The organism is Mesorhizobium sp. Mes31 (assembly GCF_024519675.1).
GTDB lineage: Bacteria > Pseudomonadota > Alphaproteobacteria > Rhizobiales > Rhizobiaceae > Mesorhizobium.
Genome location: NZ_JALJRL010000003.1, coordinates 443134 through 468416, shown reverse-complemented (window position 1 = coordinate 468416; position 25283 = coordinate 443134). Strand labels below are relative to the sequence as shown.

Genomic DNA, 25283 nt, shown 5'->3' with positions numbered 1-25283 from the left:
CATCCTTGCGGAAGGCTCGCACGGGTATAGTGGAGGCATTTGGGTTGAAATGAAAAAAATTCATTCGGCATTCGTAACATCTATCGACGAAGCGCGATTGAGCGAACGTCGCGTCCTGCGGTCAGCACTCGCCCCGCGGCGCGTTCTGGTCACGGGGGGTGCCGGCTTTTTAGGGTCACATCTGTGCGAGCGGTTGCTCTCACAAGGACGTGAGGTGCTCTGCCTCGATAACTTGTTGACGGGCCGTCTCAGCAACATCGAGCACCTCACGTCCGACCCTAAATTCACGTTTGTCCGGCAGGACGTTGCCTCGCCTGTCGCTGCCGAAGTCGACGAGATCTACAATCTGGCTTGCCCGGCCTCGCCGCGGCACTATCAGGCTGATCCCATACAGACGATGAAAACCAACGTGCTGGGCGCGCTCAACCTGCTCGAACTGGCAAGGCAGCGCGGGATCAAGATTTTCCAGGCTTCCACATCCGAGGTCTATGGCGATCCGCACGTTCATCCGCAGCCGGAATCCTACTGGGGCAACGTCAATCCGTTCGGTCCGCGCTCCTGCTACGACGAGGGCAAAAGGTGCGCAGAAACCCTGTTCTTCGACTTCCACGCGAAGCACGATGTCGAGATTAAGATTGCCCGGATATTCAACACCTACGGTCCGCGCATGCGTCCCGACGACGGCCGTGTGGTGTCCAACTTCATCGTACAGGCACTCCAGAACGAGGACATCACGATCTACGGCGATGGTTCGCAGACGCGTTCCTTTTGCTTCGTCGACGACCTGATCGACGGGTTCTTGAAGCTCATGGCGTCGGGACGATCGCTGGCAAGTCCGGTCAATCTGGGCAACCCGGTCGAATTCACCGTTCTGGAATTGGCCGAACAGATCATTGATCTCACCGGCTCGCGTTCGAAAATCGTTCTCCATCCGTTGCCAGTCGACGATCCGCGGCAGCGCCGCCCCGACATTTCGCTCGCGGCGCGCGAACTCGATTGGGCGCCGAAGGTGTCACTGTCGGACGGCCTCAAACAAACCATCCGTTACTTTGACGGTCTCCTGACGCAGCAGGCGCACGAACACGCGGAGACGGCGTGATGTCCGTGCACAGGATCCTCGTCACCGGTGGCGCCGGTTACATCGGCAGTCATGCTGCCAAACTTCTGAGCGCACACGGCATAGAGCCGGTTGTCTACGACAATCTGGTGACCGGGAACCGATCGTCGGTTCGCTGGGGTCCCTTCGTTCACGGGGACATCCTTGATACGAGCCATCTCGCGCATACCCTGGCTGAGTACCAACCCGCGGCGGTCATCCATTTCGCAGCCTCGGCCTATGTCGGCGAATCCGTCGAAGATCCATCGAAATATTACAGAAACAACGTGGCGGGCACGCTGTCTCTGCTCAACGCCTGCCGTCTGGCCCATGTCGACAAGGTCATCTTTTCGTCGAGTTGCGCCACTTATGGCGTGCCTGCTTCCCTTCCAATCAAGGAAACGACGCCGCAGAATCCCATCAACCCATACGGACGCACGAAGCTGATCGCCGAGCACATGCTCAGCGACTACGCGGCCGCTTACGGCCTGCGTTACGTCGCCTTGCGCTATTTCAATGCCTGCGGCGCCGATCCTGACGGCCAGCTTGGCGAATGGCACGATCCCGAAACACATCTCATTCCAAAAGCGCTGCTTGCCGCGGGAGGCAGGATTTCGCATCTGCCGGTCTTCGGCGATGACTACGAGACGTCGGACGGAACCTGCGTTCGCGATTACATCCATGTCAACGACCTCGCCCGCGCGCACCTGCTTGCATTCGACCATCTGCAGGCGGGCGGCGAGAACCTGGCCGTCAATCTGGGGACCGGGAAGGGATCGTCGGTCCGCGAGATCCTGGATGCGGTTGCCAGGGGCACGGGACGGCGCGTTCCCATCGTGATGCATCCAAGGCGTGCCGGCGATCCGCCGACGCTTTTTGCCGATCCGAGCATGGCCCAGCGGACCTTGGGTTTTTCAACCGAATGCTCCGATCTCGACACGATCGTGCGAACCGCTGCGCCGTTTTTCGGGCTGGAGCCGCGAGCATGACCCGGCATTTCGACAATCGCGCACCAGAGATGGATGACGGCGCCGAACCGCTGATGGTTCCGCTGCTCGCCGGCTACCGCCGCGCTGAGCATCTGGCCGGCGCATGCGTCTGGTTTTCAGCGCTTGTCTATTTCTGGGCGTGGTGGATCGATCCATCGCACTACCTCGGGCTCTTTGGCTTTCTGACGGTTTCGCTGCCGCTTGCCTGGGTCACGTTTCTGCCGGGCTATTTTCTCGCTGTCTTCAATCGTGGCTGCAAACCGAACGGCCCGTTGCGGCTGCCTGCCGACAGCCAAGTTGCGATGGTCGTGACCAAAGCCCCCTCCGAGCCGTTTTCTGTGGTGGCGACGACGCTCAACGCGATGTTGGCTCAGGACGTGCCGCATGACACATGGCTTGCCGATGAGGATCCTTCCCCCGAAACGCTGCGCTGGTGCGAAGAGCACGGCGTCTTCGTTTCCACGCGCAAGGGCAGGAGCGACTATCACCGGACCACCTGGCCGCGGCGTATGCGCTGCAAAGAAGGAAACCTTGCTTTTTTCTATGACCGCTACGGCTATGAACGCTACGATTTTGTGGCGCAGCTCGACGCCGACCATGTCCCCGAGCCCGGCTACCTGTATGAAATACTTCGGCCCTTTGCAGATTCCAAAGTCGGCTACGTGTCGGCTCCTTCGATATGCGACGCCAATGCAGCCGGGAGCTGGTCTGCACGCGGACGGCTCCATGCCGAGGCCAGCATGCATGGATCGCTCCAGGCCGGCTACAATGGTGGTCTCGCTCCGCTTTGCATCGGATCGCATTACGCTGTCCGCTGCGCGGCTCTCAAGGAGATCGGTGGGCTTGGTCCGGAACTTGCGGAAGATCACTCCACGACACTGATGATGAACGCCTATGGGTGGCGTGGCGTCCACGCGCTGGATGCAATTGCCCATGGCGACGGTCCGCGCACTTTCGCGGATCTCGTAACCCAGGAATTTCAATGGTCGCGCAGCCTCGTAATGCTACTCCTCCAATATTCGCCGAGCTTCGTTCCCCGTCTGCCGACCAGACTGAAGCTTCAATTCCTGTTCTCGCAGCTCTGGTATCCGCTTTTCGCGGTGTTCATGGCGCTGATGTTCGCCCTGCCGATCATCGCGCTTCTGCGCAACGAGAACTTCGTCGCGGTGACCTATCCCGGCTTTCTTGCGCACTTCGCGCCGCTTTCAGTGGTCCTGATCGCTCTGGCTTTCCGTTGGCGTGCAACAGGAACCTTTCGGCCATTCAACGCAAAGATCCTGAGCTGGGAGAGCATGCTGTTCCTCTTCGCGCGCTGGCCCTGGGCCTTGGCCGGGACGATCGCGGCCGTTCACGACTGGCTTACGGGTTCGTTTGTCGACTTCCGCATCACGCCGAAAGGAACGTCGGAAGTTGACCAGTTGCCGTTGCTCGTGCTCGCCCCTTATGCATTTCTGTCTCTCGCATCAATATTTCCGGTGCTGCTGATAAGCCACGCCGGCGAAAGCCGCGGCTTCTACGTCTTCGCGATCATCAATTCTGTGCTGTACGCACTGTTGCTTCTGGTTATCGTCGTCCAGCACAGCCGGGAGAACCGCGTCAGGCGCACCCGCGGGTTCAGCCGTACCGCGATGGCGGCGAGCTTGCTTGTGCTCTTTCTGCTGCCCGGCATCGCGACGAGCGAGCGTGGGAAGGACGGCTTGGAATCGCTGGCCTGGGGCGCAGGTAGGCTCAGCCTTTTTGATGCAAGATATTCCGTCGCCGGTGCCGGGCTCGGAACGACGCAGATCAGCAGGACAACATTCCATCCCAGATGGCTTCCACGCGAGCCAAGCTGAGCATCGGATTGGGCTGGCAACAAAGCACAAGGCTAGGAAAATGATGAAAATCGCAGTGATGGGGACCGGTTATGTCGGGCTTGGTGCCAGCATCGGAGGACATGACCCGGTCGGATTGAAGAATGCCGCGCGGGTCTTCGAGATCGTCGTTGCCGAATGGCAGGGCATCCGCCAGCTCGATCTTCATCGCCCGAGGCGTGCGATGCGGTCTCCGATCATGGTCGAGCTGCGCAACGTATTCGGGCGGGGCGCGGCGCAGGCAGCCGGTTTTCAAGTAACGAGTATTGGCTGTCCTGCGCCGCTGCGTCCCACCGCACCCATCAATGAACATCGCCCGGCCGTTGCCGGGGAAAAGATGTTGTGAACGAGAACTGAAATCATGGAAAAGTCACCTCACTCCAGCCGCAAGGCAACGGTTGTCAAAACGGGCCGGGCCTGCCTTCTAACGGCGGCCTGCCTCCTGTCGACCTTCGCATCCGGGAGCCCGATTGATATCGGCTCCGGTGATCCCACACCTCCTGCGAATGCCCACGCCATGACCGCCGCCGAGCTCTACATGCTCTACCGTGACAAGTCGTGGCAGTGGCCCGACGGAGCGGGCCGGCTGCAGACCGACGGACGCCGCTTCACCGCCTGGTCGGGCTCGGGTGACAAGGTCAGCTGGGCGGTAGGACGATGGACCGTAAGCGATCACGGCCGTCTGTGCTTCAAGGCCCAATGGCACACTGTGTCGGGGGTATATCCGAACACCACCTGCTTCAGCCACAAGAAGTTCGGCGACATTGTTTATCAGAGAAGGCAGCCATCGGGAGATTGGTATGTCTTCAAACATGCCAAACCTGCTGACGATGAGTTCAGCAAGCTGGCCGACCAGGATCTGGTCTCCGAGAATCTCGAGCGGATCAAGGCTGGCCTTCAACCTGAACCCCAAATCCACTCTAATAGGAGGACAAAATCATGAAGACCTTCACCAGGAAGGCCGTGCGAGTGACAGCATTCTCGCTCGGCATACTTGCACTATCCGGAGCCGTGCTGGCCGCTAACTTCCCGCTCGGCGTTCCCGCGGCGGGCACGCCGGCGAACGAGCAGGTTACCGACAAGCGGCCCATCATCACCGAGACGTCGATCGACTTTGGCGCCTATGACCCACACGGCGACTTCGGCAGCGACAAGAACGTCAACATCGAACACCTCTTCCTTCCGTGGGAAGACGTCGACCTGTCGACCCTGTCCATTGCCGACGAGTATGCCCTTCAGCGCAAGCGCACGCTTCTGATTACCGTCGAGCCCTGGTCCTGGTCGGTTGACTGGCGGGTGAGCTCGGACCAGCTCCTGAACGGAATCCTGAGTGGCCGCTACGATACCAACATGGCGTCTGTTTGTTCGGCCGCCGCCGCGCTCAAGAGCCCGGTAATCATCCGCTGGGCGCAGGAGATGGACGAGACCGACAACCAGTTCAGCTGGGCACACTGGAAGCCGGAAAGCTACATCGCCGCCTATCGCCGGATGGTTGGTGTGTGCCGCGAACAGCTGAAGACGGCCAAATTCATGTGGTCACCCAAAGGAAATCCCGCCCTGACCAACTTCTACCCGGGCGACGACGATGTGGACATCGTCGGCCTCTCCGTGTTCGGTTACCAGAAATACGATCGCGACCATTTCGGAAAAGACCGGACGTTCACGGAGGCGCTGGAACCCGGATACCGGTTGGCCGAAAGCTTCGGCAAGCCCATCATGGTGGCCGAACTCGGCTATGAAGGCGATCAGACCTATGTGACGAACTGGGCCGAGAACGTCGCGCAGACGCATCAGGAGTTCCCGCACCTGACTGCCGTCGTCTACTTCAACGATCGCGAGATCTATCCTTGGCCGAATGGCTATGGCCGGCCCAATTGGCGGGTCGTCGCCGGACCGGTTACGAACTGAAGCATCGTTGCCGCCGCGTGAAAACATCCGATGTCCGCAATCAATGCGGCAAAACAAATAGTTGGAGCGGGTTGCCGGTTCCAGGCAAGCGCCAGATCCGCTCCAACGACCTTCGGCGTAACGCCAATTGCTTCAGGGGGCGAGATCCGATGCCGTCATGCGCCAATCCGGAGAGCCATACCCATCCGGCCAATGGTATGGTTCCCTGTCGTTGAAATAGACAGCGCACGTCAGGAGCGGGAAGGGGCCCCTGCCTGGCGAGAGCGCCGAGATCGCCGACATCCAGGCTTGACGATAGCTCTTGCGCCCGGCCATTCCCAATTCCGCGATGATGATGGGCTTGCCGAATTTCTCGACGCGCCGATACTTCTCGCCGAACGTCTCCGCAAAACCTCGCGGCCTGCCGTATCGTTGCCGATCCTGCTTTTCCAATCCCCAGACAGACACGCCGACGAAATCGACATAGGCGTCGCCCGGATAATACTCGGTAAGCTCACGCTCACCCTTTGGCGACCAGACGAAGCGGGTTCGCGGTGCTATTTTCCGGCACGCGTCTACAAAGTAACGGTAGGCGGCGATGTAGCCGGGCGCACCGCCGCGCGCCCAAGGGTAGCGGCCCGACGGCCGTTCCATCTCATGACCCCAGCGAACCCAGGAGGCGCCCGGATAGCTGGCGACCGCGCCGCAGACGGTGGCTATTTGCCGGTCGAATTCGCCGTTCCTGATGTCCGTGAACAGATGGTCCCCACCATCGCGCCAATTCGCCGCTTTCGTATAGGGTTCGACCGTGACCATGAGCGTACGCCCCTTCATCTGGGCGAGGTGCATCTTGGCGGCCAGCATCGGCTCATCCACCGCCTGCCAATAGAGAAAGACATGCTCTATGCTTGACTGGTCGGAGTTTTGCAGCAGGTCATGCGGATCGTAGGCGCCGAACGTCACCGTCCGGAGGGCGGACTGTCCGTCGTCAAAAAGGTACGGCTCGATCGAAGCGGCTTTGGGTTTTGCCATATCCGAGTGTAGCCCTGCGGCCCCTGTGCCAGGCAAGGCTAGTTGAAGGACGACAAGCCACGAGGCCAAGGCACTTGCATGCGGCATGGAAAACCTGCCTATGCGGTATATCTGAAGCTATCCCTTGCGAAGAAAGCAGCCCGACGTCCTCCCGAAGCCGCTCGGTGTGCAGATGTAAGGCGCACGGCCGAGAAAACCGTAGCTAGCAACTCGTACGGGAAGCACGCTTGCAGAGACCTTTTCGGGCACTTTCATCGTCCTTTTGCCGGGGAACATAACCGGGTGGCGCGATTCTGTCGATATCGACGACACAGTCGCCGTATCAGGCGCCAAGACACAGCCAGACAAGACACAGCCAGAAACGAATAGCGAGAATACTGATGCCGTGAGGGCAGGTTTCAGAGAATTATAGAGATTAATACCTGAGAACAATTTTACGAATGAAACCACATTGCTGCTCAACAGGTGTGACGATCTTTTGTGCGGCATAACAAGATCTCCCCTACATTTCTTATCTCTATAACTGAAAGCTATTTAATCGCGCTTAACGGGCGCTTGAAAATGCACATGCGGGTTGCAACACAAAAGTCACTGTTCCCAGGGCACAGACTGTGAAAAAAGGTTGCACCGGCCAAGAGAGCAGATGCGGGGGAAAGGGAGATGTTGCAACTTTTTTGCTACTCGTGGTGGGATCCTTCAACCATTTCGGAGGGGTTCAAATGCCGCTGGAAAACGCCAGCAGGATCTGGGTCAGCAGCAGCCCGACGCCACCCGCGGCCGCGTCGACAAAGGCGACGTTTCCTGGCTGAGTTGGATAGAAATCGGTCGCGAAATGGGGGGCGGGGAGACCCTGCATCATCACGGATGCGGCTACGCCATCGTTGATCCTGTCGGGAACCGGCACCAGCGCTGTAGCAGGGATTGCAATCCGTTCCGCATAGATTCCAGGCGCATAGGCCCAGGCGAGGACACGCTGGCCGGGTTCGATGCCCTCGACGCCAGCCCTCACCTTCGGGACCCGCCCGACACCTTCGACGCCAAGAATCTTGGAGTTGGGAACATTGGCCTAGGCCATGCCCCGTCGCACACCGATATCCATGAAAAAAGGGGCGTTACCGCGGCGCCCTCAGCGCCATCTCGGTCAGGCTGGCCAGCGCCGCGCGGTCGGCGCCGCCGCGTCCCACGATCCGGATGCCGGCAATGTTGACGATCAGAAATTCGGCGATTGCTTCCGCGTCCAGGCTCGGGGCGATATCGCCTTCGCGTTGCCCATCGTGAACGCGGGCCACGATGACTCCACGCAGGTTTTTGCCCAGGAGCTGACCTTGGCTCGCTTACTCAATGACGCTGATTTTGACCGTCAAGCGGCGGCAGATCGGCACAGGCAGCCTGACATCCCCCCAACTGGAACGCCCGCCGCCTGTGCCGAGCCCCCACCAAGCCATGCCGAACATCTACGAACGAGGCCGAGTTGTCGTTACCTTCGCATCCTAATACTTATCCTGGCGTACATATCTCGCTCGGTGCGGCGCTCTTGCGCCGTCCCGACTGGCCTGTGCCATCCAGGATTGTCGCCAGCCCACGCAGTCCTTGGCCCATTTCGGGGGACCTGGTCAGTCCATCAAAAGCACCAGAGCGGGATGCAGCTTCTTCAGGTTCGGCAATGATTTCGATTGCCAGGGTATGTCGGGCGTTCCACGCACGACGAGTCGAACATCGGGATGCTTGCGCACCTCGATGGTGAATTTCGCCAGCAGGTTGATGCCGGAAGAGTTGAGAAAGTGAAGGTCTTTCAGATTGAGCGTAATGGAAGTGGGATTTGAGGCAAGAACGCTGGTCGCCAAAGCGGTGATGGGCGCACCGGCTTCGGAACTGGCAAGCCGCATTGCGCCGTCGAAGAAAATATCGCTTCCCTCATTCCACACGCGGTAGTCGTCTGTCTTGATTTCCATGGCCTGGCTTCGTTTCTTCTAGTTGTGCGTTTGCGAGATTGGAATGGAGGCATATGTCTCCAGGCAAATCCGATCGCTTTCTTCGGCCGAGCTGAATATCCAGGCCAGGCGCGCGCCATAGTCGCTCATCAACGTCAGCAATCCGAGTCCGGAGCCTGACACGTCGGGGTTCGCGGCATTCGCTTCAATTTTCTGTATCAGCAGGTCTCTGGGGTCGCCAACCGTGATGTCCGCCAGGAGGCTTTTGAACTCGGACGCGTTTTCCCCATCGACGTCATTCGACACCTTGAGCTTGAAGCACTCCGAATCCATCGACGCCTCGATCACGATCTCACCCGGTGCGCGAAACTTGACGGCGTTCTCGATGAGTTCGTTGACCAGATATCCGATGCTGTGCCGCACTTCCATGTAGTCATTGCGGGACGACCGGAAGCGCAACGCGAAAAGATCGGCGATGAAGTCCGAGGTCGTGGCACAATGACGCCAACTCAAGTCGAGAGGTCCGTCGAACAGCCGCACGCGACTGACGCTCTCCTTCATCCCGATTGCAATGTCAGGGGTCCCGAACAGCGTTGTCATTCCTATCTGTGCCTTATGATCACGAGGGTGATGTCGTCGTAGATCTTCTGGACTCCGATATGGGCCATTAGATCCTCGATGATCCCGGTCTTGATTTCCTCGGCGCTCCCGCCGTAGCGTTTTTTGGCGCTCTGGCAGAGGCGCTCGAACCCGAATAGCCTTTTGTCCTGGTCCTCCGCCTCGGTCACACCGTCGGTGTGCAGCACGATCACGTCGCCACTCTCGAACAGGATGTCACGCGTGTCGATGAACTTCGAAATGTCATTCTCCAGGCCAACCGGCAGACCCAGATCAATCGTATCGATGCGTTCGACTTCCCCGCCCGCACGCACGACGAGAACGTCCTCATGCTGGCCGGATAGCGTTACCCGCTCATCCTCGAAGTCAAGAAACGCCAGCGAGAGATGCTTGCCGGTGTTCGTCCGCTCGATGTTCTTGTAGATCGCTCTGTTCAGCCGGTCCAGAAACTGGTGCGGATCCCCCTCGTTGGTCTCCTGCAACGCGCGTGCGACGGATTGGACCATCAGCATCAGCACGCCGCTCTCGAGACCATGACCGGTCACGTCGCCGATGCCGATCTTGACCCGTGACCCGTTCTGCAGGACGTCGTAGTAGTCACCGCCGACCTCATCGGCCGGCCGCATGTAGGCTGCGATCTCCAGCCCCGGAATCGCATCGAGTTCGAATGGTTTCGGCAGGACCATCAACTGGATCTGCCTGGCAACCGCGAGCTCGGCGCCGAGGCGGACGTTCTCGTCCCGCAGCTTTTCGTTGAGTGCGGAAATCTGCTGATTGGCGTCCCCGAGCTCCCTGGTTCGTTCGTCGACGAGTTGCTCGAGGTTTTCCGTGTGAAAGCTGATCTGCTCAGCCATGCGGTTGAAAGCGATCCCTGCCGCTCCAACCTCGTCGCGCGTCGGAATGCTCACGCGGACTGAATAGTCCTTGGTCTGGAGCCGCTGGGCAGCGCCGGCAAGCGCCCTGAGGCCTGCGGTGATCCGCTTCGAAATTCCGAGCACGGCCGCGAAAACAATCAGAAGCGAAACGATGATCGCACCGATCTGAAAGAGCAGGATACGATTGGTTGCGCGCGAAATACTCTCCTGCGCGGCGAACAGGGACGCGTAGATCTCCCGTTCGGGAACGATGATCCCGACTGACATCGTTTCGGACTTGATCGGTCCCGAACTCCACAGATTGGTCGGTTTCAATCTCTTGAGGACGACGATGTAGGGTACGCGCTCGCCCTTGTTGTCGAGCATGATATGCTGAATGACGCCGTCATTGTTCTGGTCGAGAGGCAGCGACGCGATTGCCGGCTGCGTACTTCCCCGCAGGGACCTCTCCAGGCCGGTGACGCCTTGCGTGCCTGCATCGCTTGATGAAGTCAGGCCGATGATCGCCTGGCCCGACGGATTGATCGCCACCACGTTGCCAGTCGACATCGTGAGGAAGCCGAACCCGGTTTCAGCGATCTTCACACGTTCGACGACTTCCGCGAGCTGGTCGAGAGTGATGTCCGCCCCCGCAGTGCCGGCGACACCGGTGCGATCGCGCGTCCACAGCGGGTGGAAGAAGCTCACGATCAGCTTTCCCGTGATTGCATCGGTGTAAGGCGCTGTCTGGGTAATGTTGTCAGGGACGGGACGAGAGGCTGGATCCGCGGCCCATTGCTGCCATGAACCATAGATCCCCGGAAAGAAGAACTCCCAGAACTCCGCCTTGTTGTGGCCCGGATAGAGCTTGTCGAAGGTCTGTGCCTGGTCCGTATACGGAACCGTCCTGAAGATCGGCCGTTCTTTTGGGCCAATATAGTACATCTGCAGTTTGGACGACCCGCTGGCCATGAGGGTCGGCGCGACGAGATCGATCACGGTACTGTCTTCTATTTCCTTCTGAACGCTCGGCAGCGGAGTGTGGTCGGCACCCAGCAGGTAGCCCCAGACGCTTACCACCGAAGGGGCGCCCGGCAGGTTCTGCGCCCAATCTCCCTGCGCGTCATAGACGACCTTCACGGAGCCGGGCGCTTCATGCGAAAGCGTCGCTCCGACCTGTTGCTGCCTCGTCGGATCGTCGATCTGGGCCTGCAGCACGCCAGCCAGCGCCTTGACGTCGCCATGAACCCGATCGAGAAGCAGGTCGACGCTCAACGCCGTCGATTGGGCATAGGAACGAATGTACTCCTGGTTTGCGGTCGTCAGGCCCTCACCGACTTCCGATGTGGCGTCGCGCGACAGCTTTTGGACGTTCCAAAGCGCCAGACCACCGCTCAGCAGGAGGTCGAACAGTACGGCGCCGCCAACGACCAATACGAATTTCGCTCGAAAGGAGCGCAGGCCGAAGCGCGGTGCAGGTTCATTGTCGGCGGTCATTGCGGCCTTCGCCCCGATGCGACCCAGATCGGCCAACCCGCATAACCCTTGGGGTGGAGCGCAGCGAAAATGTGGTCCTGGAAGCCCTGCCGGAACCGTGCGACGAACTCCGCTCCATCGCCGCGCCTGGTCGCCATCTCGCCCGCATAGACATCCTCCCAGGCCGCAATGACATCGGCGAAATCCTGCGGATCGCCGTCCAGGTTAGTGACCATGAAGGTCTCGACACGGATGTCTTCGAATCCGGCTTCCATCAGATATCGCCGGCTCTTGGGCCCAAGTTCGACGTCCATCTCGAAATGCCCGAACAGCTTCGCCACCTCGTTGTAGGTCCAACGAATGCTTTCGGCGCGCGGCTCGCCGAGGCAATGCGAATTCTTCTCATTGGTGATGTAGACCCGCCCCCCCGGCTTGCAAATGCGGTAGAGCTCCTTGAGGATGAGCTCAGGCCGATTGAAGATCTGAAGGGAATGCCGGCAGGTCACCAGGTCGAACTGCGCTTCGTCGAGCAGCATCTCCGACGCATCGCCATAAGTATATTCGATTCCCCGGATATCGAACTCTCGCATCACCTGTCGAGCGTAGTTCAGGCTTGATGTGGAATGGTCGAGGGCGACGATCCGCGATGGCTGGAACTCCTTCTGCACGAGCACGGCGAAATCACCGATCCCGCAACAGATGTCGGCCATGACGATCCCCTGCCTCATGCCGTGTCTTGGCAAGATTGCGCGCTCGTGGCGCCAGGTCATCTTCGTCTGTGAGCGCAGGATCGGTACGAACCCGCCTTCCTCGAGGAAGCCCTGCCCCGGATAGAATTCGCTGTCATACTCCTCGACCGTGATGTTCGGTTCGATTCCGCTCAAGCGGCCAAATTTTCGCGAGGTCCATCCGACGACGCTTGACGTGATGATGACGAATTTGAGATCGGGTCGAGCGCGGCAGGCGTCGATGATGATCCTCGAAAAGGCGTGAAATGCAGCATTGTTCATCTGCGTCAGGCGTCTGACATTGACGTAGAGAACGCCCCGCACGCGGCCGATCGCGTCACGAAGCAATGCGATGCTGGGCCCAAGCTCATCGATCGCCTGAGGCCGGACCACCCCGGATATGGAGAACTCCTGGTTGTTGGCGTCGTATTGCGCCTTGAAGCGTGGGAGAAGGTCGTAAGGGCTCAATGTTGCAGGCCCTCAAGCGGAAGATCCACGACGAGCCTGATCGCATCGCCGTCGGCTTCCTCGATCCTGAGTGTCGCGTTGTAGTCGACAGCCAGTTCCAGGAGTACGATCTCCCGGCTGGGCGCGAGATCCCCAGACACCGAACTAAGGTATCGCTCCCTGGCCTCCGTTCCCGCGACTTGCGACACGGCCTCTTCGTAGAATTGGCGCTCCTCCGGCACGCAGGGGAATGTCAACTCGATCCTGTCCGTCGCGCCATGGCGAGACACCCTGCATGCCAGTTCGCCGTCGGCATGGCGGGTACGAAACGCGACTTCCAGCAGTTCGTTGAAGGCAGAGGAAAAGAGATTTGAATGCCGGACCGAGTCTGATCTATTTTGACTGATCATGCGGGCCATGTATGTCGAGACATAATCGCAGTGTCTCCAGGCGGAGACGAAACCTTTAATTTCCATGTCGATCTGGATCATGGGCTCAAAAGTCGGCTCGCCAGCCAGGTCATGTTGAACAGGTCCCATCGGCATCCTCCCTTGTTCCGTCAGTATTGAGCCCTGGTGGGGCGATGACCTCCGAGGCGGAAAATTTCACCGCGCCCGTCATGAGTCAGTCTCGCACCGACTCGAAGGATTGCGCGGTATCTGTCTTGGTCGTTTCTACGAATCTCCACTTCATCGTTAACAAAGGGTGCAGGGCGCTAGACCGCCCGATTTGTTTCCTCCGCCGATCGTACCACCCTCAGCGGGGACCGCCTGATAAAATCGTTGGTTGCCTCGGCTCCGAGCGGCCGTCCCAGGAAATTACCTTGCAAGCAATCGCAATTTTCCTTGATAAGCCATCGTGCCTGTGCCGACGTCTCGACCCCCTCGGCAGTGACGCTTATTCCCAGGCCGTGTGCCAGATTTATGATCGATCGCACGATCGTTTGGCTTTTGAGATCGGTCTCCAGATCCGCAATGAAGTACTGATCTATCTTCAACGTGTCGAAGGGAAAGTTCTTAAGGTAGCTCAACGACGAATAGTACGTCCCAAAATCATCGAGCGAGATTCGTATTCCCAATACGTTCAGAGTATTTAATGTGTCGATATTGTCGATCGTCTTCTCAAGAAGAACCGTCTCGGTTATCTCGAGTTCAAGTCTGTCGGCTCGGATTCCGACTGCGTCGATGATCTGAGCAACCGTGTCTGTCAGCGAACCGCCAAGGAACTGAGCCGGCGACAGGTTCACCGCGACTGTCAGCGAAGAAGGCCAGGTCAATGCCTGGCGACAGGCTTCCTCGAGCACCCATCGTCCAATCTCGTCCATCAAACCGTCGGCTTCCGCGATCGGTATGAACACGCCGGGGGGAATGATTCCGATCTCGGAGTGCCGCCACCGCAGTAGCGCTTCGAAACCGATCACCGACGAGGGAGGCCGAATGAGCGGCTGATACTCCAGATAAAGCTCACCCCGCTCCAGCGCGGTTCGAAGGCTGCGCCTCAGATTCTCGCGTTGCTCAAGCAAGAGCAGCATTGAACGGTTGAATGTTCGAGCGCAACCGCGTCCATCTGTCTTGGCTGCGTAAAGTGCAATGTCAGCGGCTTTCATCAACTGCTCGCCATCGGTCCCGTGTTCCGGCCCGAAAGCAATTCCGATACTCGCGCCGACGAAGACGGGAATGCCGTTGATGATGAACGGATCCTTGAACGCGTCGATCAGCAATCCGGCGAGGCGCTCAGCTTCTGCTGGCTGCTCCTTTCCCAATTGGATGACAGCGAACTCATCGCCGGCATACCGGTACGCGGATTCGCCGTCCTGCAGCGCGTCGCGGATGCGACCCGCCGCGAGCTGAAGAAGCGCATCGCCTGCTCCGTGGCCGAGCGTGTCGTTGACCGCTTTGAAATCGTCAAGGTCGATCTGCAGCAGGGCGGCTTTCGGCTTTGGTTCGCCGAGGGCTGCCAGTGCTTGCTGCAGCCGCTCGCCAAATCGCCGCCGATTCTGCAGTCCGGTCAGCACATCGTGCGTCGCCTGATGGAGCAGAACGACATGCTCTTGCTCCTCCGCTACGCTCCGCCCGCCGCGCTCCCTTGATTCGATGATTCCCACACCATTTGCAGTAGCGAAAACGAAAGCGGAGCGCGGCGCTTCGCCGGATGATCGCGGCAAATCGATGCTTGCCGGTGAGCCGCCGTGGAACACACGAAGAAATTCGTCGCGATACCTCGCATCGAGGAAGCTCGGGTAGATCTCCCAAACGGCTGCACCCGGCGCCACTGCGCTTCCGTACACGCCTTTGAGCTTGATTGCGTAGTGCGTCAGACAGAAGTCGCGGTCATAGAACGACAAAAGTTCAGTCGTGTTCGCCAAAAGGTCAGCGAGAAGCGTTTCGTCGGGACGTGGAATATCGCTTGAGGAAGGCCCCTCACTCTCCGTGCCGACGCCTGATGCCTCTGGGTGCAAGAGCCACCTCCATAGGCGGTGCGAATCCACGTCCCCCAGTCCAGGAATAGCATAACTGTCAAGCTTGGCAAACTTTCACTTGCAGTCTTAACAAGTGCCGCATTCGGCGTAGTTGCAATGCATGCTCCACTTTGATTGGCGGCGATAACGGTTGACAGTCCCATTTGGTTAATAAATCGGGAATTGGCTATATGATTGATGGCGTGATGGGCGCGACAGGAAATATTCTGGTCCGTGGGGCGGCGTGGCCTTCAGCGCAAGCCCCGACGACTATTTCATTCGTGAGCTAGCCGGCGACCCATTGGCGTCCCCGCCATTTTCCGGGCAATCCCCCAAAGCTTACGCTGAGGGGCCTCCGAGGCAGGTGCCTGGCTTCTTGGCACCGAATGCACGACGCCATTCCATACAGTGCGCTTGCCAGTGTTTCGAGTGAGTCCCGGATACTTTTCGAGATGAAAAATCGATAGTCGGGGGCAACCAGATCCATGGTTTGGAGTTTATTAGCACCTGGTCAATCACGCCCAGGCAAGCGGCCGATTGTTCTGGAGTCACTCTCAGGAGAGCGGAGCCGATGCCTCAGCTGGCAGTGTTTCTAATCAAGAATCTCGCTGTTGGAGCACTGATCGGGCTGGCGGTAGCGTGCTGGCTCTTGGCAACCGGTGCCATTGGCGGCCATCTGCGATCTGGCATTGATGCCTATCTCGCCGTGGGGATGGTCGCTTATTCAATGGCATCAACATTTGCGCTTGGGTTTCTGGCGACTGCATTGTTGTTTTCGAAATAGGCCACTCACTTATGGCTGCAGCATTGCCGGTGAGGTCAGTTTTGAATTCCGAGTCGGCGCACAACTGACTGATAAATGCACGGGTGCGCTTCGAGGCCTGTGGCCTTGATGTCTTGCGCCTGACTGGGTCAAAGTGGAGACCGGCCGCAGGTTCTTACCCGGTGAACGGCGTCTCGCTCAAGCGATGCAGACAGTACTTTTCTGCTTTTCTCAAAGGGGCGGTCAGACCGGCAGTCCGGCCGCAGCCTTCATCCGTTCTTGAAAGACCTCTTGCAACCGGGTCAGGAAGGCCCGCACTGCGGGGTTGGTGCGGCGGCTTTCCGGCCAGAGCGCGGTGATATTGTGCCGCTCGACGGCGAATTCGGACAGCACCGGGACCAACTCGCCACGCGCCACATAGGGCGCCGCGATAAAGGTCGCGCTGATGCCGATCCCGCCACCGGACGCGAGTATCGCGACCAGCGCATCGCTCACGTCGACGACGACGCCGGACGGCGGCACGATCTCGATCACCCGGTCGCCGATCCGAAAAGGCCAGCGCAAAGCTTGGCCCGTGCTCTGGTAGCGGAGGTTGACGGTGTCGTGCCCCTCCAGTTCGTCCGGGTGCATCGGAGTACCACGCGCTGCCAGATAGGCTGGCGAAGCGAAGGCACAGAGCCGATGCGGTGCGAGCCGGCGCGACAACAACCGCGAGTCCGCGAGGTCGCCAATGCGTACCGCGATGTCGATCCCTTGCTCGATGATATCCACGATCTGGTCGTTCAGCCGTAGATCGACCATCACCTTGGGGTAGAGCTTGCGGAACGCCGGCAGCGCGGGCGCTATCACATGGACGCCGATCGGCAGCGGCGCTGCTATCCGCAAGGTGCCCGACGGCTCGGAGCGCGCCGTCATCGCCGCCTGCTCGATCTCTTCCGCATCGCGCAGCAATCTGAGCGCGCGCTCATGCAACTCGCGGCCCTCTGGCGTGAGCGTCAACGAGCGGGTCGTGCGGGTGAAGAGCGAAATGCCCAGATGCTGCTCGAGTCGCTGCACGCTCTTGCTGACGGCCGAGGGCGAGATCGACAGGGAACGGGCAGCAGCGGTGTAGCTTCCCATCGACCCAGCGCGCGCGAAAGCGATCAAGCCGGTCAGTCGTTCGAAAGCCATTTGTTCCTTCATGGCATTATTGAAACGAAATCAGCTGCAATTATCAACCTCATAGTGACGGAATATATGACCGGGGAGCAATGATGCGTTCTCGTGGAGATTCTGGTGAGCGATATGATGAAGGCGATCCGATTACACGCATTCGGCGGTCCCGAGGTGCTGTGCTACGAGGATGCGCCGAAACCTGAGCTGAAGGCGGGCGAGGTGCTCGTCCGCGTTCACGCGATCGGTATCAATCCCCCCGACTGGTATCTGCGCGACGGATACAAGATGCTTCCTCCCGAGTGGCAACCGCAGGTGTCGTTCCCCGTCATTCCGGGAACAGACATATCGGGCGTTGTCGAGGCGACCGCTGACGATGTTGAGAACTTCTCCGTCGGAGACGAAGTGTATTCAATGGTTCGCTTCCCCGTGGGCCTTGCGGGGGACAGCAAGGCTTATGCCGAGTACGTCAGCGCGCCAGCGTCGGAAGTCGCGCTCAAGCCGGCCGGCATCGATCATCTTCACGCCGCTGGAGCGCCGATGTCGCTGCTCACCGCGTGGCAGTTCCTGATAGAGTTGGGGCATAATGAGCCGAACCCGCTTCAGCCGAACCAGCATGAGCCGGTGCCGCTCGAGGGGAAGACCGTCCTGGTAAACGGCGCCGCGGGCGGTGTGGGGCACTTCGCGGTGCAAGTAGCGAAACTGAAAGGCGCGCACGTCATCGCCGTGGCCTCGGCTAGACATGAGTCACTTCTGCATGGGCTCGGTGCTGACGAATTCATCGACTACACCAAAACGGCTCCCGAGGACGTGACGCATGACATTGATCTTGTCATCGACGCCCTCGGTGGACCGAGCACCGGTCGGTTCCTGCGCACGCTGAAGCGCGGCGGCGCATTGTTCCCAGTGTTCCCCCTGGGCTTCTCCGGCGCCGAGGAGGCCGAGAAGCTGGGCGTCACGGTTTCGGCTACCCAGGTCCGTTCGAGCGGGGCTCAGCTGAGGGAAGTCGCCCGATTGCTCGATGACGGGACAATTCGCGTCGTCCTGGACAGTATCTATCCGCTTGCCGACGCCCGCAAGGCGCATGAACGGGCGGCCCAAGGGCACATCCAAGGCAAGATCGTGCTCAACGTGGTCTGAAGGCTGAAGCGTGAAGGACCATCCTTTGGCTGGCGCCTCGCCGCGAAAGTGACAGGTGATGAAAGAAGCGGGTTGATGACCACGGACGGCGGTCTGCGTCAGCCAACCCTGGCCACCGAAACCGCTTCCTCGAGTCTCAGCGGTCAGAGAGTGGTCGCGGGGACGGCGACCATGACGTCGCGCCGGGGGCATAAGCCGGCCCTGCGCCACAGGATCGCCTCGTCGCCCGAGGAACGGACAGTCTCGTTGGCCTAGTTGGTCTTCAACTGGCCGACACGGTTTTCGGCGATCCAGCGGGCGGCGAGCACCAATGCACCCATGCTGAAATCCTTGCCGTGCTTGGCCACCATTTCTTCGGACAGCTTGGCCAGCCGTTCGAAAAATTCGTCCTTGCTTTCGTCCTCTGCTGTGAGTTCGGTCTGCATTTCATCCTCCTGTCTCATACGGATTGCGTCCGTCATTTGAATATCTGCGCGGGAAAGGTGACGATGGCTGCGGTGCCATCGACGGAACCTACCGCCAGGTGGTGTCCGTCGCCCGACCAGGCAAGCGCCGTGATCGCACCGCCCAGGGGTCTGACCAACAGTTCGTCGAGCGCGCCTATCTGGGCGATGGTGATCCGGCCGTTGGCATAGCCGGCCGCGACGAGTTTCTTTTCCGGGTGTGCAGCCACCGTCTCGACAAGGACCAGCCCGGCGCGACCTGTCTCCAGCGCACCCGAGGTTTCGCCGCCAATCGGTGGCGCAGTCATCGACCAGCCGGCGATCCGGAAGGCGCCGGACGCAAACAGCGCATTCCCCGGTTGGCTCCAGCACACGGTGCGGACCGGCGATGGAAACCCTGCGACCACGTCTGCTCGGCCATCAGCCAGGCTGACCAGCGCAAAGCCGCCGGTTTCAAGCCCGCAGGCCAGCCACGTCCCGTCTCTGCTCCAGCGGATCGAGATCGGGCGCGCGGCAAGGGGGATCTCGCGTATCAAGGAAGCGTCGCCTTCGATTGCCCAGATCGACAGCCCTTCGCCAAGACTGCAGGCAAGTCGCCGCCCGCCTGGCGAGAAGGCAAGTGCATCTGTCGACGATGTCACATCGCGTCCCAATCGCGTGGCGTCGTCCTGGCCGTGCGACAGGAAGACATCATGCCCGTTGCTGACAGCCGTCATGTCCGCCCTGCTATTATGGTCGAGGGCGACGATTGGCCCCTCGATCCGGACCAGGGAGGCTGCGACGTCACCGCCGGGGGCCAGATGCAGCACTTCGCCGCTTGCCGCGCCGACCAGAAAGCCGGAATGCGCATAGCTGGCGAGCGGGACATCGGCATCTCCGAATACCCCCGTGGCAATCAATGGCACCGGCGCCTTTTCCCTGGGGCGGATCGTCGTCTGGCCGAGATCGTTGCTCACCCTGATCCGCGCTTCCGGCGGCTCGTGATCTGCGACCGCAGCAATGGCGACGGTTCCGTCCACCGAAGTGAAAGCGACAGCCGAACCGTCGGCATTGAAACGCAGGTCGGCGATCGCCGACGGCCGCTGCCAGCCGCGGGCCAGAAGGTCGAACAAGGTCAGGTTCTGCATCGTCTGCTGGTTCATGCGGTCTCTCCCTTCAGGTCTCGTCCGCCGTTGCGGCCAGCCGGCGATCGACGTCCTCGACATCACCTTCGGCCGCGACGATGCGATCCTCGCAAGCCGCGCATGCCTGTATGATCGTCGCTGCATTCTGCTCGGCCTCATGCAAATCCCGCACCAGTTGCGCGCTGGCGCCGCTTCTGCCGATTTCGAGTTCCAGGCGCAGCATCTCCATTTCGATGCCGGCGCGTTTCTGGTTGAGCCGCAGCGCCTCCGCGGTGAGGGCGGAGACGCTGGAGACGAGATTGAGCCGGCGAGCAAGCAGCGCGTCACGCCTAGCAGTTTCGGATCCTTCGGTCATTTTTCACTCCCCGAGGATCCCTGCGGCTTTTCGAAAGCCGACAGCAATTTGGGCAGCGTGCCGGCCTGCGACCGGAACTGTTTTTCGGCCGTTTCGATGTGGCTCTTCAGCTGGTCCCAGATGTCTACGCGGATCATCGATGTCGTGTCGCCGGTCAGGCGTTCGATCTCGTCGACCCGGAACTGACGCGTCAGCGAAACCCCGGCAAACACGAAGTCGCGCAACAGGATCGCATGGTTCTCGATGAATAGATGGATCATCGGATGCGTCTCCATGGTGACGCCGCCGGCGGCAAGCTCGGCCCGGATGAAGTCCTGGAAATGGCTTTGCAGGCGGTGCTGGCTCTCGCCCATGAAGCGCATGACGAAGACCAGGTCGCGCGGCATCAGCTTGACGAGATCGCCGGTGACGCCATCGGCATGGCTGGACATCGGCTCGGATGACCCTCGGCTGTCCTTGTCGTTCGGCATGGTCTTTCTCCAGCGCGAAGCCCGTCGATGGGCTGTTGCCTTCAAATAATAGAGAAAGGCGAAGAGTTAAACAGATAATATGAGTTTTGAAATTTGCTGCGATTGCTAACTAAATATGTTGCATATGCGAATATACGGTAAATATTACAGCCGTAAGTTACAACTGTAAAAGAACGTTACAGTTGGGCGGTGGATATCCTGTTGAAGAAGTGATGATGTTGTTTTGCACGCCAGCCACAAGCGCTGTTTCGAAACTGGCACGGCGCTTGCTTTGTAAATTTCCATAAGAAGCCCATCGCGCTTTTGACGCGGTGCCAAAAGAACGAAGGAACGGAGGAAGCAGAACCGCTTCGATACGCCCATCGCACATGCGGTTGGCGCCGCGGTCCCTGCCAGACGCCTCGAGAACCTTTGCCGCGATCCACTTGAATGGCCGGACCATGAGTCGCGCCCGGATGCGCAACCCTTTGTCATGCCGTTCGCATTCTCACTTGCGGTGCTGTTCGCCGCTTCATGCCGGGGTCAAGGGACCTGCGGCTCAAACCTGGTGGAGGCTTATGACCATGACGTCTCTGACGCTCAACAAGATTACCTCGCAACGCGGAATCTCCGTCGGCGAGGCGACCAAGAAGATTGCCGATCTCGGCTGGAATCCTTCCTACGTCCAGGAAGCGATGACGTTTCCGACCGACTACAAGATCAACAAGACGCCGCGCGACCCGATGAAGCAGGTTTTGCGGTCGTACTTCCCGATGCAGGAAGAGAAGGACAATCGTGTCTACGGCGCGCTCGACGCGGCGTTGCGTGGTGACATGTTCCGCAATGTGGAACCGCGGTGGGTCGAGTGGATGAAACTCTTCCTGGCCATCATTCCCTTCCCGGAAATCTCCGCCGCCCGCTCGATGGCGATGGTGGCCCGCATCGCGCCCGGCGAGGAACTGCGGACCGGCTTCACCATGCAGATGATCGACGAGTTCCGTCACTCGACGATCCAGATGAATTTGAAGAAATGGTACATGGAGAACTACATCGATCCGGCCGGCTTCGACATCACCGAGGAAGCCTTCGGAAAGTGCTACGCCACCACCATCGGCCGGCAGTTCGCGGAAGGCTTCATCACCGGCGATACGATGACCGCCGCATGCATGTACCTCACCGTGGTGGCCGAGACCGCCTTCACCAACACGCTGTTCGTCGCCATGCCTTCGGAAGCCGCCCGCAACGGCGACTATGCGCTGCCCACCGTCTTCCTGTCGGTGCAGTCCGACGAGAGCCGGCATATCGGCAACGGCCACTCGCTGCTGATGGCGGCGCTCAAGGAGCCGGAAAATCACCTGCTGCTCGAGCGCGACCTGCGTTACGCCTTCTGGCAGAACCACGCGATCGTCGATGCGGCCATCGGCACCTTCATCGAATACGGCACCACCAACCGCGACAAGAACAAGGAGTCCTACGCGGAAATGTGGCACCGCTGGATCTATGAGGACTACTATCGCACCTACATGCTGCCGCTCGAGAAATACGGCATCAAGGTTCATCACGACGACGTCCAGGCGGCCTGGGAGCGCATCACCAAGAAGAACTATGTTCACAAGGTCGGACAGTTCTTCGCGGTCGGTTGGCCGGTCAATTTCTGGCGCATCGAAGCCCAGACCGACAAGGACTTCGAGTGGTTCGAGCACAAATATCCGGGCTGGTACGCAGAGTTCGGCGACTTCTGGAAATGGTACGCCAAGCTCAGCCACAAGGGCGAGAAGGTGCTGCTGTTCAACAGCGACGTCGGCTACGTCTATCCGCACCGCTGCTGGTCTTGCCTCGTACCCTGCCTGATCCGCGAGGACATGGTGGTCGGCGAGATCGACGGTCAGCTCCATACCTTCGCCCACGAGCTCGACAAGTGGACCGCAACGGTCGCCTTCGCCGACGAGTATCAGGGCCGGCCGACGCCCGCGATGGGCCGCTTCAGCGGCAAGCGCGAGTGGGAGACGCTCTATGATGGCTGGGACCTAGCCGATGCGATCAAGGACCTGAACTTCGTCCGTTCCGACGGCAAGACGCTGGTTCCGCAGCCGCATCTGCGCTTCGACGACAAGGAGATGTGGACGCTCGACGACGTGCGCGGCAACACGCTCGGATCGCCGCTCAACGCACTGCGGGCCATGTCGCCCGCGGACCGCGAGAAGCACCTGGCGGAGTATGCCAAGGGCTTCACCATCAACCCCTGCAACTGATCAGGCCAAAGGGGGGCGGGTTCGTCCCGCCCCTTCCTTTCACTGGAGGTCCGTATGTCGGAAACCCACACGGTCAGGCTCAGCCCAGTCGGCGTCGAATTCGACGTCGAGCATGGCGAAACGGTACTCAACGCCGCGTTCCGCCAGGGCATAGCGCTGCCGCATGGCTGCAAGGAAGGGCAATGCTCGGCCTGCAAAAGCGTGTTGCTCGAAGGCGAAGTCGACATGTTGAAATATTCGACCTTCGCACTGAACGACATGGAGAAGGAAAGCGGCCACGTCCTGTTGTGCCGCTGCATCGCCTACTCCGACCTGGAAGTCGAGCTTCTCAACTACGACGAGGAGATTTTGGCGAAAGCGATCGCCGTGAAAACGTACAAGGGCCGGATTGCTCGGATCGAGCAGCTGACCCACGACATTCGCGGCATCGAAATCGAACTCGGCTCCCCGATGAAGTTTTGGGCGGGGCAATATGTCGACATCACGGTTACCACGCAAAAAGGGGAGACGATTACGCGCTCGTTCTCCATGGCAAATACGCCGGACCAAACCCAAAAACTTTCCTTCATCATCAAAAAATACCCTGAGGGAAAGTTCTCGGGAGAACTCGATTCCGGAGGAATCAAAGCCGGAGCCGAAGTCACCGTCGTCGGGCCCTACGGAACCTGTTTCCGCCGCGACGAACGGCAAGGACCCCTGATCCTGGTCGGCGCCGGATCGGGCATGTCGCCGATCTGGTCGATCCTCAACGATCACCTGAAGAGCGGCGAGAAACGTCCGGTCTATTTCTTCTACGGCGCCCGCACCCGCAACGACCTGTTCTATCTCGACAGGATCGCCGAGCTGGTCGGCAATCATTCCGACGTCACCTTCATTCCCGTGCTGTCGCACGCGAATGACGACGCCGAATGGCAAGGCGAACGTGGCTTCGTGCACCAGAGTGTCGACGCCAAGCTGAAGCAACTGGCGGTCGACGGGCAGGGCGATGTCCATGCCTGTGGCCCGCCGCCGATGATCGATGCGCTGCAGCCGGTCCTGTTCATGAACGGCTTCGAGACCGAGCGGATCTTCTTCGACAAGTTCACCACATCGGCAGGTGCAACGCCGGCCCATTGAGGGACGGCCATGCCCAGCCAACCACAACTGCAACAAGGGAGAGAGACTATGCCCGCAACTTCGAGTTCAGTCGGATCAGGAGCCGCCGGCGCGGCAATCTTCGCCGACTCCGACAGCCGGAAATACCGGTATTTCGACCCGAAAGGCCAGCGCGCCACCCACTACGAGGACATGACGGTCGACGTCCAGCCCGACCCGGAACGGTACCTGATCCAGGACTGGATCATCTCGTTCGCCGACGGCAAGGGCGCCTATGTCAAGCAGAACACCGCCGCGCAGAGCTCCAACTGGCATGCCTTCCGCGCCCCTGACCAGGAATGGGAGCGCACGCACTATCAGCGCCAGTCGAAGATCGAGACGATGGTGCAGAGCGTCATCAACAACGCGCGCAAGTCGGGCACCCCGAAGACCTTCGACAAGGCCTGGGTCAAGATCCTGCAGACGCAGCTCGGCGCCTGGAAACATGCCGAATTCGGGCTCGGCACATCGCTGATGCAGGCGCAGCGTTACGGCTACACCCAGATGATCAACAACGCGACGCTGACCAACTCGTCCTACAAGCTGCGACTCGCCCAGGACATCACGCTCTACCTCGCCGAGATCGGCATGGACCTGCCAGGCTGGGACGACGAGCTCGGCAAGAAGGCCTGGCTCGAGGACAAGAACTGGCAAGGCACGCGCGAAGCGGTCGAGACCATCATGGGCGCGACCGACTATCTCGAGCAGTATTTCGCCATCAACATCGTCTTCGAACCGCTTGTCGGCGAAGTGTTCCGCTCCGGCTTCCTGATGCAGATCGCCGCCGCCAACCATGACTTCATAACGCCCGCTGTGATTTCGGCGGCCGAGGCCGACTATGAGCGCAACCTCGCCAACACGATCGACCTCATGCACATGCTCGCCAATGACGAGAAGCATGGCGCCGCCAACCGCAAGCTCTTCCAAGGCTGGGTCAAGAAACACGGCGCGCTCGCCGACAAGGCAGCCCTCGGCCTGCAGCCGATCTGGTCGATGCCGCATTCCAAGCCGGTCGCATTCGCCGATGTCCGCGCCAAATCCGAAGAGCGGATTGGCCAGATCCTCGGCGAACTCGGCCTCAAGCGCTGAAACAGGAGAAATC

General features: G+C 59.9%; 24 protein-coding genes and 1 pseudogene. 11 read left to right on the top strand and 14 right to left on the bottom strand.

Features of this window, described 5'->3' with window-relative positions; genetic code table 11:
• The first annotated feature begins 49 nt into the window (after window positions 1–49).
• Genes NR193_RS07480 through NR193_RS07455 form a run of 6 tightly spaced genes read left to right on the top strand, consistent with a single transcriptional unit; the run spans window position 50 to window position 5846 of the window.
• Window positions 50–1099, top strand: a complete 1050-nt coding sequence (locus NR193_RS07480; protein ID WP_256750224.1) for a UDP-glucuronic acid decarboxylase family protein — start codon at window positions 50–52, stop codon at window positions 1097–1099.
• A complete protein-coding gene (galE, locus tag NR193_RS07475) occupies window positions 1099–2085 on the top strand; it encodes a UDP-glucose 4-epimerase GalE (RefSeq protein WP_256750223.1) in 987 nt (328 codons plus the stop codon). The genes NR193_RS07480 and galE overlap by 1 nt, the downstream gene beginning before the upstream one ends.
• The gene (locus NR193_RS07470) at window positions 2082–3920 is read left to right on the top strand and encodes a glycosyltransferase family 2 protein (RefSeq protein WP_256750222.1); all 1839 of its coding nucleotides are present in this window, start codon (window positions 2082–2084) and stop codon (window positions 3918–3920) included. The genes galE and NR193_RS07470 overlap by 4 nt, the downstream gene beginning before the upstream one ends.
• A gap of 40 nt (window positions 3921–3960) precedes the next feature.
• Entirely contained in the window at window positions 3961–4284 is a 324-nt protein-coding gene (locus NR193_RS07465) for a hypothetical protein (protein ID WP_256750221.1), read from the top strand.
• A gap of 15 nt (window positions 4285–4299) precedes the next feature.
• Complete coding sequence (locus tag NR193_RS07460) at window positions 4300–4881, top strand: DUF995 domain-containing protein (RefSeq protein WP_256750220.1); 582 nt, start codon at window positions 4300–4302, stop codon at window positions 4879–4881.
• Window positions 4878–5846 carry a glycoside hydrolase family 26 protein gene (locus tag NR193_RS07455; protein WP_256750219.1) on the top strand — a complete coding sequence of 323 codons (969 nt, stop codon included), beginning with the start codon at window positions 4878–4880 and terminating at the stop codon, window positions 5844–5846. The genes NR193_RS07460 and NR193_RS07455 overlap by 4 nt, the downstream gene beginning before the upstream one ends.
• Window positions 5847–5978: 132 nt before the next feature.
• Here NR193_RS07455 and NR193_RS07450 read toward each other — a convergent pair whose 3' ends face one another.
• The 9 genes and pseudogenes from NR193_RS07450 to NR193_RS07410 form a co-directional block, all read right to left on the bottom strand.
• The gene (locus NR193_RS07450; RefSeq protein ID WP_256750218.1) at window positions 5979–6944 is read right to left on the bottom strand and encodes a glycoside hydrolase family 26 protein; all 966 of its coding nucleotides are present in this window, start codon (window positions 6942–6944) and stop codon (window positions 5979–5981) included.
• A gap of 652 nt (window positions 6945–7596) precedes the next feature.
• Window positions 7597–7959: pseudogene (locus NR193_RS07445) on the bottom strand (alcohol dehydrogenase catalytic domain-containing protein); the annotation flags it as partial.
• A 10-nt stretch (window positions 7960–7969) separates the two neighbouring features.
• Window positions 7970–8146 carry a hypothetical protein gene (locus NR193_RS07440; protein ID WP_256750217.1) on the bottom strand — a complete coding sequence of 59 codons (177 nt, stop codon included), beginning with the start codon at window positions 8144–8146 and terminating at the stop codon, window positions 7970–7972.
• A gap of 324 nt (window positions 8147–8470) precedes the next feature.
• Window positions 8471–8809, bottom strand: coding sequence for a hypothetical protein (locus NR193_RS07435; RefSeq protein WP_256750216.1), 339 nt, complete (start codon window positions 8807–8809; stop codon window positions 8471–8473).
• Between the two features lie 18 nt (window positions 8810–8827).
• The gene (locus NR193_RS07430; RefSeq protein WP_256750215.1) at window positions 8828–9388 is read right to left on the bottom strand and encodes an ATP-binding protein; all 561 of its coding nucleotides are present in this window, start codon (window positions 9386–9388) and stop codon (window positions 8828–8830) included.
• A 2-nt stretch (window positions 9389–9390) separates the two neighbouring features.
• Window positions 9391–11757, bottom strand: a complete 2367-nt coding sequence (locus NR193_RS07425) for a SpoIIE family protein phosphatase (protein ID WP_256750214.1) — start codon at window positions 11755–11757, stop codon at window positions 9391–9393.
• Window positions 11754–12932, bottom strand: coding sequence for a class I SAM-dependent methyltransferase (locus tag NR193_RS07420; RefSeq protein WP_256750213.1), 1179 nt, complete (start codon window positions 12930–12932; stop codon window positions 11754–11756). Before NR193_RS07420 ends, NR193_RS07425 begins: the two co-directional genes overlap by 4 nt.
• Window positions 12929–13450, bottom strand: a complete 522-nt coding sequence (locus NR193_RS07415) for a ubiquinone biosynthesis methyltransferase UbiE (RefSeq protein ID WP_256750212.1) — start codon at window positions 13448–13450, stop codon at window positions 12929–12931. The genes NR193_RS07420 and NR193_RS07415 overlap by 4 nt, the downstream gene beginning before the upstream one ends.
• Window positions 13451–13626: 176 nt before the next feature.
• The gene (locus tag NR193_RS07410; RefSeq protein ID WP_256750299.1) at window positions 13627–15312 is read right to left on the bottom strand and encodes an EAL domain-containing protein; all 1686 of its coding nucleotides are present in this window, start codon (window positions 15310–15312) and stop codon (window positions 13627–13629) included.
• A 628-nt stretch (window positions 15313–15940) separates the two neighbouring features.
• Here NR193_RS07410 and NR193_RS07405 point away from each other — a divergent pair.
• Window positions 15941–16153, top strand: a complete 213-nt coding sequence (locus tag NR193_RS07405; protein WP_256750211.1) for a hypothetical protein — start codon at window positions 15941–15943, stop codon at window positions 16151–16153.
• A gap of 222 nt (window positions 16154–16375) precedes the next feature.
• Here NR193_RS07405 and NR193_RS07400 read toward each other — a convergent pair whose 3' ends face one another.
• Entirely contained in the window at window positions 16376–17314 is a 939-nt protein-coding gene (locus NR193_RS07400; RefSeq protein WP_256750210.1) for a LysR family transcriptional regulator, read from the bottom strand.
• 102 nt (window positions 17315–17416) lie between these two features.
• Between NR193_RS07400 and NR193_RS07395 the strand changes: the two genes are divergently transcribed.
• Window positions 17417–18424 (top strand): NADP-dependent oxidoreductase, encoded by a 1008-nt coding sequence (locus NR193_RS07395; protein WP_375162691.1) that lies wholly within the window; start codon window positions 17417–17419, stop codon window positions 18422–18424.
• A 251-nt stretch (window positions 18425–18675) separates the two neighbouring features.
• Here NR193_RS07395 and NR193_RS07390 read toward each other — a convergent pair whose 3' ends face one another.
• The 4 genes from NR193_RS07390 to NR193_RS07375 are packed head-to-tail and all read right to left on the bottom strand — an operon-like array spanning window position 18676 to window position 20816.
• Window positions 18676–18849: a hypothetical protein gene (locus NR193_RS07390; protein ID WP_256750209.1), complete on the bottom strand. Its 174-nt coding sequence runs from the start codon at window positions 18847–18849 to the stop codon at window positions 18676–18678.
• Between the two features lie 32 nt (window positions 18850–18881).
• A complete protein-coding gene (locus tag NR193_RS07385; RefSeq protein WP_256750208.1) occupies window positions 18882–20009 on the bottom strand; it encodes a WD40 repeat domain-containing protein in 1128 nt (375 codons plus the stop codon).
• Between the two features lie 13 nt (window positions 20010–20022).
• A complete protein-coding gene (locus tag NR193_RS07380; RefSeq protein WP_256750207.1) occupies window positions 20023–20346 on the bottom strand; it encodes a hypothetical protein in 324 nt (107 codons plus the stop codon).
• A complete protein-coding gene (locus tag NR193_RS07375) occupies window positions 20343–20816 on the bottom strand; it encodes a hypothetical protein (RefSeq protein ID WP_256750206.1) in 474 nt (157 codons plus the stop codon). Before NR193_RS07375 ends, NR193_RS07380 begins: the two co-directional genes overlap by 4 nt.
• Window positions 20817–21373: 557 nt before the next feature.
• Here NR193_RS07375 and NR193_RS07370 point away from each other — a divergent pair.
• The 3 genes from NR193_RS07370 to NR193_RS07360 are packed head-to-tail and all read left to right on the top strand — an operon-like array spanning window position 21374 to window position 25270.
• Window positions 21374–23047, top strand: a complete 1674-nt coding sequence (locus NR193_RS07370; protein ID WP_206077143.1) for an aromatic/alkene/methane monooxygenase hydroxylase/oxygenase subunit alpha — start codon at window positions 21374–21376, stop codon at window positions 23045–23047.
• Window positions 23048–23101: 54 nt separating this feature from the next.
• Window positions 23102–24163 carry an NADH:ubiquinone reductase (Na(+)-transporting) subunit F gene (locus NR193_RS07365; protein WP_256750205.1) on the top strand — a complete coding sequence of 354 codons (1062 nt, stop codon included), beginning with the start codon at window positions 23102–23104 and terminating at the stop codon, window positions 24161–24163.
• 48 nt (window positions 24164–24211) lie between these two features.
• Entirely contained in the window at window positions 24212–25270 is a 1059-nt protein-coding gene (locus tag NR193_RS07360; protein WP_256750204.1) for an aromatic/alkene monooxygenase hydroxylase subunit beta, read from the top strand.
• Window positions 25271–25283 lie beyond the last annotated feature (13 nt).